This window comes from Microcystis sp. M53602_WE12 (genome assembly GCF_030065455.1).
Classification (GTDB): domain Bacteria; phylum Cyanobacteriota; class Cyanobacteriia; order Cyanobacteriales; family Microcystaceae; genus Microcystis; species Microcystis aeruginosa.
The window spans coordinates 1-1,654 of record NZ_JASJFB010000355.1 but is presented as its reverse complement, the minus strand read 5'-3'; the positions used below and the strand labels follow the sequence as shown (position 1 = coordinate 1,654).

General features: G+C 44.1%; 3 protein-coding genes and 1 pseudogene. 2 read left to right on the top strand and 2 right to left on the bottom strand.

Translation table 11 applies throughout. The features are described from left to right. A pseudogene (locus PX482_RS12455) lies at nt 1-193 on the top strand (ABC transporter substrate-binding protein); the annotation flags it as partial. Nucleotides 194-605: 412 nt separating this feature from the next. Here PX482_RS12455 and PX482_RS12450 read toward each other — a convergent pair. Then, nucleotides 606-998, bottom strand: a complete 393-nt coding sequence (locus tag PX482_RS12450; RefSeq protein ID WP_002758893.1) for a DUF5615 family PIN-like protein — start codon at nt 996-998, stop codon at nt 606-608. Beyond that, nucleotides 995-1,369 carry a DUF433 domain-containing protein gene (locus tag PX482_RS12445; protein WP_002758892.1) on the bottom strand — a complete coding sequence of 125 codons (375 nt, stop codon included), beginning with the start codon at nt 1,367-1,369 and terminating at the stop codon, nt 995-997. The genes PX482_RS12450 and PX482_RS12445 overlap by 4 nt, the downstream gene beginning before the upstream one ends. Nucleotides 1,370-1,466: 97 nt before the next feature. Between PX482_RS12445 and PX482_RS12440 the strand changes: the two genes are divergently transcribed. Beyond that, a partial coding sequence (locus tag PX482_RS12440; protein ID WP_288122497.1) for a helix-turn-helix domain-containing protein occupies nt 1,467-1,654 on the top strand: 188 nt, incomplete at its 3' end.

Sequence of the window (1,654 nt, the reverse complement as noted above, 5' to 3'; positions counted from 1 at the left end):
TCCGGGGACGGAAGTAACCGATGCTTGTCAAGCCATGGAAATGATTCGCAAAGGCGAGGATATTAACTATCAGGGGGCCAGTGGCAATGTGGATATCGATGAAAATGGCGATGTGGTCGGTAGTTACGATGTCTGGACTGTCAAGGATGACGGGACTCTCAAGGTTATCGATCAGGTGACACCTAATCAGTAATCAGTAATCAGTAATCAGTGATCAGGAGTCAGGAGGCGGTCGGCGGTCGGCGGTCGGCGGTCGGCGGTCGGCAGGAGGTAGGGGATAGGGTGATAGGGATTTAGGGGTTTAGGGAAATTTCAGCCAAATGCTCCACTTCCCCACTACTTCACTACCCCACTTCATAATTCATCATTCATACTTTGTGCTTTTTGTCAAAAAAACTTTTTTTTTGCAACAAAACTACACAAAAAAAAGATCATCGTTGTGGGTGAAATTGACTCATTTACCTGTCTTAATTAGGGTCTGCTGAAAAAGTTTTTCCTAGGGGCAGGGTGTAGGGTGTAGGGTGTGGGGTGTGGGGTTTTACAGATTTTGAGGGGGTCAATTACCTAATTTTCAGGGAAAAAGTCCCTGAATTTCCCCAACAGTCTTATGGGATGAAAATTCGACCGACTCCCATATAGTTTTCTAGATCAAATAAAATCTCAATCAAGCGGGTAGCACATCTTTGCCGATAGCTACTTTCATCAAAGCGATCAGGGTTTCCAATTGTCAGAATTGGCAGGGAAGCGGGTGTATTTTCTTCACGTATGGTTTGTTCCAGCGAATCAATTCCTTTCATATTTCGATTTGCTGTAATTAAAATCATCTGAGTGTTTTGAGCAAATTGCCAAACAACCCGATCACTACTATCCATCGGCAATCCAACATCCTGAAAGGTGAAGAAGCGGATGGGCAAAAGATCAAGCCATCCTTCTGCTGAGAGGGTTCCCCAGAATAAAACAACATCGCCCGTTAAGTTGTAGTCAATCAGAAAGTTCATGATTGAGATTCAATGCGTGCTTTCCACTCTTGAAGCTTCGCACGAATGGTTTCTTGACCAGGCTTAGGGGGCATCGCCGCAATCTTGGCAAATCGCTCACGATTTCGCTCTTCCCAGTATTGACGAATTTCTGTCGCTGTCTGCAAGCATTCTTGATACTCGGCTTCAACCTCAGTACAATGAGTCTCAATGTATGCTAGGGCTGAATCAATCTGTCTATCATTAAGACCAAGTTTTTCACGAATCAGCTTGGGGGGATACTGAGCCTTTAGGTAATCCATAACATCATAAAGGGTAATTCGCGTACCGGCGATTGTCAATCCACGCTCTGTACGAATAATAGCTGATTGCCCGTTGGATACCAGAACCATACTCATAACCTTCTAGAATTTCATCGAAAATTTGGGTCTGAAACCCCGCCGTTTTAGGTTGGCTTTGCTGTTAAATATTAGCACATTTACGAAATATATGCTAAAATATGAGACATGGAAAAGCTATCGCTACCGATTTTACCCGACACCAGAACAAGAGTCGCTATTGCGGCGCACTTTGGGCTGTGTAAGATTGGTTTACAATAAAGCTCTCCACGAACGAACACAAGCTTGGTATGAAAGACAAGAAAGAGTAGGCTACGCTCAAACTTCTTCAATGTTGAC